This is a genomic window from Longimicrobium sp. (assembly GCF_036387355.1).
Lineage (GTDB): Bacteria > Gemmatimonadota > Gemmatimonadetes > Longimicrobiales > Longimicrobiaceae > Longimicrobium.
Genome location: NZ_DASVTX010000585.1, coordinates 1 through 7,116, shown reverse-complemented (window position 1 = coordinate 7,116; position 7,116 = coordinate 1). Strand labels below are relative to the sequence as shown.

General features: G+C 71.1%; 6 protein-coding genes. All 6 read left to right on the top strand.

The genetic code is table 11. From position 1 onward, the window contains the following. Positions 1-1,290, top strand: a 1,290-nt coding sequence (locus VF665_RS25440; RefSeq protein ID WP_331056307.1) for an FAD-dependent oxidoreductase, incomplete at its 5' end; no start/stop codon positions are given. A 674-nt stretch (positions 1,291-1,964) separates the two neighbouring features. After that, the gene (locus tag VF665_RS25435; RefSeq protein WP_331056306.1) at positions 1,965-2,660 is read left to right on the top strand and encodes a hypothetical protein; all 696 of its coding nucleotides are present in this window, start codon (positions 1,965-1,967) and stop codon (positions 2,658-2,660) included. A gap of 122 nt (positions 2,661-2,782) precedes the next feature. Then, complete coding sequence (gene tnpA / locus VF665_RS25430; protein WP_331056305.1) at positions 2,783-3,187, top strand: IS200/IS605 family transposase; 405 nt, start codon at positions 2,783-2,785, stop codon at positions 3,185-3,187. Positions 3,188-3,299: 112 nt separating this feature from the next. Further along, positions 3,300-4,499 (top strand): threonine synthase, encoded by a 1,200-nt coding sequence (locus VF665_RS25425; protein WP_331056304.1) that lies wholly within the window; start codon positions 3,300-3,302, stop codon positions 4,497-4,499. Positions 4,500-5,441: 942 nt separating this feature from the next. Continuing rightward, a complete protein-coding gene (locus VF665_RS25420) occupies positions 5,442-6,185 on the top strand; it encodes a lytic transglycosylase domain-containing protein (protein WP_331056303.1) in 744 nt (247 codons plus the stop codon). 224 nt (positions 6,186-6,409) lie between these two features. After that, positions 6,410-7,116 (top strand): glycogen/starch/alpha-glucan phosphorylase (locus VF665_RS25415; RefSeq protein WP_331056302.1); only part of this gene is annotated, 707 nt, incomplete at its 3' end.

Below are 7,116 nucleotides of genomic sequence, written 5' to 3'. Positions count from 1 at the left end.
CGCCTGCGCGCCGCCGGCGCCCACGTCACCGTCTTCGACTCCGCGCCCGGCCCCGGCGGGCGCGCCTGCACCCACGGTGTGGACGGGTTCCGCGTGGATCCCGCCGTGCAGCTGGTGAGCGCCTCGTACGCCAACTTCGCGCGGGTCCTGCGCGCCTGCGGGGCGGACGGCCTGCTGCAGCGCTCGCCGGGGCGCGACGCGCTCTGGCGAAAGGGGCGTGCACACGAGGTCGTGTACGGCTCGCCGGCAAGCATGCTGGCCAGCGGCGCCCTTCCGCTCGCGCTCAAGCTGCGGATGGGGGCGCAGTACCTTCCCTACCTGCAGCGCTACGCCGGCTCGCTGGACCTGAGCGCCCTGGAGCGCGCCGCGGCCGCCGGGCTGGACGGCGAGTCCATCGCGGACTGGGGCGGGCGCGAGCTGGGCCGCGACTTCGTGGACCTGCTCGCCGCGCCGCTGCTGGCCACGCTGTACGGCTGCGCGCCTGCCGAGGCAAGCGCCGGCTTCTACCACGCCCTGGCGCGCGAAGGGATGAGCCTGGAGGTGCAGGCGCTGCACGGGGGCATGGGCGGGCTGGGCCGCGCCGCGGCGGACCGGCTGGCCTCGCGCGGCGCCGTGCTCCGCTTCGGCACCCCCGTTCTGGGCGTGGACGCGGGCGAGTCCGGCGCCGTCGTGCGGACCGCGGCCGGAGACGAGGCGTTTGGCGCCGTGGTGGTGGCGGTGCCCGCGCCCGCCGCCCTGGAGATTGCTAAATTTTTGACACCCCCGGCCGCGAAAGCGTTGGCCGCGGTGCGGGTGCGGCCCGCCGCCACGCTGGCGCTGCTGCTGGACCGGCCTGTGGGGGTGCGGTGGTTCGGGCTGTCGTACGCGGGCGGGGAGTCGCGCGGGGCGGCCGCGGCCTGCGTGCAGGAAAACAAGGTGGGCGGATTGGTTCCGCCCGGCAAGGGCCTGGTGACGGTGTTCGCGCTCCCCGCCGCGGCGGAGCGTCTGCTGGGCGCGGACGTGGATGCGGCGGTGCGGATGCTGGTGCCGGACGTGGCTCGCGCGCTGCCCGGCATCGAGCGGCACGTGGAGCGGGCGGAACTGTACACGTGGCGGGATGGATGGACGCTGTTCGGCCCGGGCGCGCTGGGCCGGCTTCCCGCGCTGCGCGCCGCGGCGTGGGAATCGTCGCCGCGGGCGGTGCTGGCGGGCGACTATCTGTACGCGCCCACGGTGGAGGGCGCCGTCACCGCCGGCCTGGACGCCGCGGACCTCCTCGTGGAGCGCTTTCCGGAGATGGGCGGCGCCTGACGCTTCTCCTGATCGCGATCAGGTCCCCGCATCTACCCCAGGCTCAGGCCGAGCATGTGGCTGTACGAAGCCGCGGGATCGTACTGCCCCGCCGAGCCGCTGACCCGCGAGAAAGCCAGGGCGCGGAGTTCCATCGACCGACGCCTGTCCTTCCCGTTTAACCCCGCGGCGCGGCGGATATCCAGCGGGCCGGCGTAGGAGCCCACTTGAGCGGCGCCTTCCGATAAGGACGCTCGTTGTAACGCTCAGGCCGATGGGTGTCATCTGAGGGGGGGTACGGGGATCTTCAGCACTGCTGAGACTCTGGCGCCGACTGAACAATCCCGCCCCACAGAATCCGGCACACGACAGGTTGCGTGGCGCGCGCCGGACCCTCGGTCGCCCGGAGAGTGCCGGGCACGCCGCGCCGGCCAGCGTCGCGGCCGAGGGTGCGGTCCGGGATCCTTCCGTCGCACAGGGTTCGGCGCGAGGACGTCCGGCGCGCTGCTCCTTCGCGATGACTCTCGAACGCTGGCTTGGAGGGCCAACCGGATTTCTCACCTTCCGCTTCAGCCGCCGTCAATCCCCGCATCGCTGGCTCGCGTACCTGCGGAACAGCCGTGCGGTTTCGGGCATCCGCCCGGCGGGCTACCTTGTGGGCCGATTTCGACCCGACCTCCAGGTGTGCTGATCCGATGGACGTTCCTGAACTGCTCGACCCGGACCTCTGGTGCCCGCTGACGGATCGCGCCCGGCGGGATGCGCTGGCCGCGGCGCTGCTGGCGGCGCTGCGCGATGCGCCCGGCGTGCGTGACACGCGCATCGAGGTGGGCCCCGTGGACCGGCCGTACGACTACACGGCCGTGGTGGAGACCGATGTGGGCGACATGAAGACGCCGCTGTGGTCGCACGCGCGCGCGCAGATTTTCTGCGATCCGTCCATCCACGCCGCCAACCGCCGGCAGATTGCGCCGGGGCTGGACCTGGCGCGCGCGGCGGAACGGCTGCGGTCGCGCCTGAACGTGCGGTACGCCCTGGAGACGCGCGGGCTTACGCTCACGCTCACCCCCGAGTCGGGCGTGGAGCGCACGTGGACGGCGGAGCGCGCGCGCTTTCGTGACCGCACGGCCGTTACGCGCGAGGACGTGATCCCCAAGGCCGGCGACGTGGACCTGCGCGACCTGCTGGCGCACTTCTACACCGGCCCGTCGCTGCGCGTGGTGGGGGAGGACGGTGAGGCGTTTCTGCTCCCCGCGGGTTCAGAGGAAGAAGGGCGGCTGGTGAGCCTGTGCCAGGCGTGCCATCGCTGGGAGGATGGGTCTGTGGCCGTGTGCACCGCGTGCGGCGGCCCGGTGGAAACGGTGATCGCGGCCCGGCCCGCGCGGCGGTAGAGGGCGCAGACGGGCGACTGAAGTCGCGGCAACAACGGCGCGAAGTCCGCCTTCGCGGACTGCAATGCCGGCCTGGGCGCGGGGCCCGGGATGCCGCTTCCACCTCAACCCCGGTTGGGACGATGCGGACTCCTTGGACACAGCTGTTTCTGCATCTTGTGTGGGCCACGTGGGACCGGCATCCATTCCTCACAGCCGACATCCGGCAACGGGTCTACGGCGCAATCCAGGCGGAATGCTCGGCATTGCGGTGTGACGTGATTGCGGTCGGCGGCGTGGACGATCACGTCCACCTGCTCGTAAGAGTGCCGACCACGATCGCGCCGGCCGAGTTGGCGAAACGCGTGAAAGGCGCCTCGTCGCATCTCGTCAACCACGAGATCCGGCCGGGCGAGACGTTCAAGTGGCAGGGCGGATACGGCGCGTTCTCCGTGTCAAAGCGGAATGTGCCGCTCGTCCGGGACTACATTCTGAACCAGGAACAACACCATCGCGACGGTACGGTCCACCGCGCCGCCGAGGTTTGAGATGCGGGCGCGCCGTCGCGCGCCCCGCGCACCCGAACTGCCGCCACAGTCCGCGAAGGCGGACTTCGCGCCGTTGTTGCCGCGACTTCAGTCGCCCGTTCTCTTCGAGCTGATGCCTGACTCCATCACCACCACCCCCACCTCCCCCCTCCCCGCCGGCGGCGCCACGCACCTGGAGTGCACGCGCTGCGGCCAGCGCTACGAGAGCGAGACGCTGCAGCGGCTTTCGCCCTGCTGCGAAAAGCCGCTCTACCCGCGCTACGACCTGGCCTCCATCGGCGCGCGGCTGCGGCGCGAGGACCTGGCGGGGCGCTCGGCGGATCTCTGGCGCTACGCCGAACTCCTCCCCGTGCGCGACCCCGCGCACGCCGTGCGACTGGGCGAGGGCTGGACGCCCATGATCGAGACGCCGCGCCTTGCCGCGCGCCTCGGGGTCGGACGCTGCTGGGTCAAGGACGAGGGGCAGAACCCCACCGCCTCGTTCAAGGCCCGCGGGCTGTGCATGGCCATCAGCCGCGCGCTGGAACTGGGGATCCGCGAAGTCGCCATCCCCTCCGCCGGCAACGCGGGGAGCGCCACCGCCGCCTATGCCGCCGCCGCGGGGATGGCCGCGCACGTCGTCGTCCCCCGCGACACGCCGCACCCCATCGTCGAGGAGATGCGGGCGCTGGGCGCGGACGTGGAACTGTTCGACGGCCTCATCACCGACTGCGCCGCGCGTGTCGGGAAAGGAGTGCGCGAACACGGCTGGTTCGACCTGTCCACGCTCAAGGAGCCGTATCGCGTGGAAGGGAAGAAGACGATGGGGTACGAAGTCGCCGAACAGCTCGGGTGGACGCTGCCGGACGTCATCATCTATCCCACCGGTGGCGGGACGGGGCTGGTGGGGATGTGGAAGGCGTTCGACGAGATGGAGGCCATGGGGTGGATCGGGTCCGCGCGGCCGCGGATGATCTCGGTGCAGGCATCCGGGTGCGCGCCCATTGTCCGCGCATGGGACGAGGGGACGGAGTACGCCGAACCGTGGCGCGACGCGCATACGTACGCGTCCGGCCTGCGGGTGCCCCGCGCCGTGGGCGACTTTCTGATCCTGGACGCCGTCCGCACCTCCGGCGGCGCCGCGCTGGCGGTGTCGGACGAGGAGATGCGCGAGTGGACGCCCATCGTGGGGCGCGACACGGGGATTTTCTGCGCGCCGGAGGGAGCCGCCACCGCCGTGGCCGCCGCCCGCCTGCGCGAGTCCGGCGCAATCGGCCCGGACGACAGCGTGGTGCTCTTCAACACCGGCAGCGGCCTCAAGTACGTCACCTGAGGCGCCGACGGTGCCGGTGCCCTCGGTACCGGCACCCTGAGTCGGTGTCGCGCATGGTAAGTCATCGCTGCGCAATGGCTTGTCATCCTGAGCGAGCGGCCCCGCCGGCCCGTCCGGTCCACCGGAGCCGGGCAGCGAGTCAAAGGATCTGCTGCTCGCCCGGACCAACGTCGCGACACGCACGCCCGTTCTCGTGGGAAAGTAGATCCTTCGTCGGCGCCAAGCCGTTGCGCCGCTGACACTTTGAGCGGCGCCTCCTCAGAGCGTGTTGAGAAACAGGCTTGTCGTAACGCCTCGGCCCGAGAGTGTCATTCTGAGGGAGGCGCCGGGCGGGGCCGATCCTGTGCTCCCACTCTGGCGCCGACCGAAGAATCCCGCCACACGGCTCCCGACGCACGACAGGCTGCGTGGCGCGCTCCCGACCCGCGTACGCCGCGAGGAGGCCGGGGCACGCCGCGCCGGGCAGCGGCCACACGGATGCTTCGGTCCGGGATCCTTCCGTCGCACAGGGTCTGGCTTGAGTGGACGGTTCAGTGCGCTGCTCCTTCAGGATGACGCTCACGCGCCGAGGTGGCAGGAAAATGGGTTTCTCAACCCCCTCTCAGCACCACAACGGGGTTGGCGGGGGCGGCCCACTGAGCCGCGCCCGCCCGCAAGCCAGCGCGTCGGCACCGCGCTCTCCGCCGCGCACTGCGCTCTGGGCTGGGCACTGCACTGGGCACTGGGCACTCGCACCTGAGCACTGCCGTCTCCGCACTCCGCACTCCGCACCCAGCACTCACGCACCCAGCACTCACTCACCCAGCACTCACGCACCCGACGCACTTTCGTACTTTCGTAGTCCCGCACTTCCGCCCTTCCCCTCCTCCGGTCCCGGATTTGCGCCGGGGTGCCCGCTCGCTCCCTGAATGGAACGGATCGGACAACGGAGGAACCCGGACCGTGACCGGCCCCGCCCAGAAATCCGCGCGCTCGCAGTACGGCCTGGCCGGCATCCCACGCTGGGTGCTGCTGGCCCTGCCGCTCATTCTGCTGGGCGGCGTGGCGCTGGGGCTCACGTCCACCAGCGTTCCGGAGCGCTTTGCACCGCGCCGCGGCGTGCCGGACACGTTGCGCGAATTGCGCGTGGCCCTGCCGCGCACCCCGGCGCTGGTCACCACGCCCAACCTGGAGCGGCTGGTGGAAAAGCCGCGCTCCCACCGCGACCGCACCGTGGACGCCATGATGGAGCGCTACCACCTTACGCATACCATGGCGCGCATGGTGTACGACGCGGCCGCCGAAGCGGGGCTGGACCCGGAACTGGGATTCCGGCTGATTCGCGTGGAAAGCGTGTTCGACCCCAAGGCCGTGGGGCAGGGCGGCGCCGCCGGGCTGGTGCAGATGATGCCCGGCACCGCCCGCGACCTGGACCCCGAAATCGACACCACCCGCGAGCTGATGGACCCGCACACCAACCTGCGCCTGGGCTTCCGGCTGCTGCACGACAACATCATGCGCTACCAGAAGCAGGGCGGCGACGCGGTTCGGCTGGGCGTCATCGCGTACAACCGCGGCGAGATCAGCGTGGACCGGGCCATCCGCCGCGGCCGGGACCCGGAGAACGGCTACGGCAAGCGCGTGCTGGGCCCGCTGCACCACGGCGGCAAGCCGTACAGTGGAACCGGGCTGCTTCCCAGAGAGTAAACATCTGGTGGAAAGGCGCGCCGCCCCCTGCGTGGTTCCGCGGGGGAGGGGAACGGAACAGAGGGCGCCTGGTACAGGTTCGTGATTTGGAACCGTTTCTTCCAAATCCTTCTCCTGTTCCGCACACCGGCCCCACGACACCACGCCCGCGCCGCGCCGGAGCCCCCGCGCGCACAAGCCGCCGGGCCGTGCCACAACTTGATCAACGATCGGCCGCACCTGACATGCAGACTCTGGAAAGCGGGCGCCGCAGCACGCGCATTGAGGCGCTCAAGCGCGACATTGAATCGCACGTGCGCTACACTCTGGCCCGCGACAACGCCTCGGCCACCGAGCGCGACGTGTACATGGCCACCGCGTGGACGCTGCGCGACCGCCTGGCGGAGCGCTGGGCGGCCACCAACGCGCGCTACGAGCACCGTGACGTCAAGCGCGTCTACTACCTGTCGCTGGAGTTCCTGATCGGGCGGGCGCTGGGCAACGCGCTCATCAACCTGGGGCTGGACGGGGCCACGGTAGAAGCGCTGGACGAGCTGGGCTACCGGCTGGAGGACCTCAAGGAGCGCGAGCCGGATGCCGGGCTGGGCAACGGCGGCCTGGGTCGGCTGGCTGCCTGCTACCTGGACAGCATGGCCACCCTGGAACTTCCGGGGATGGGCTACGGCATCCGCTACGAGCACGGCATCTTTCGCCAGGCCCTCGACGAGCACGGGCGCCAGGTGGAAAAGCCGGACAACTGGCTGATGGACGGCAATCCGTGGGAGATCGTGCGGCCGGACCGGACGTACAAGGTCAAGTTCTACGGCCGCGTGGAGCCCCGCTTCGATGCCGAGGGGCGCGTGCACTTCGCCTGGGTGGACACCAGCGACGTGCTGGCCATGGCGTACGACACCCCCGTGCCCGGCTACTGCAACAACACCGTCAACACGCT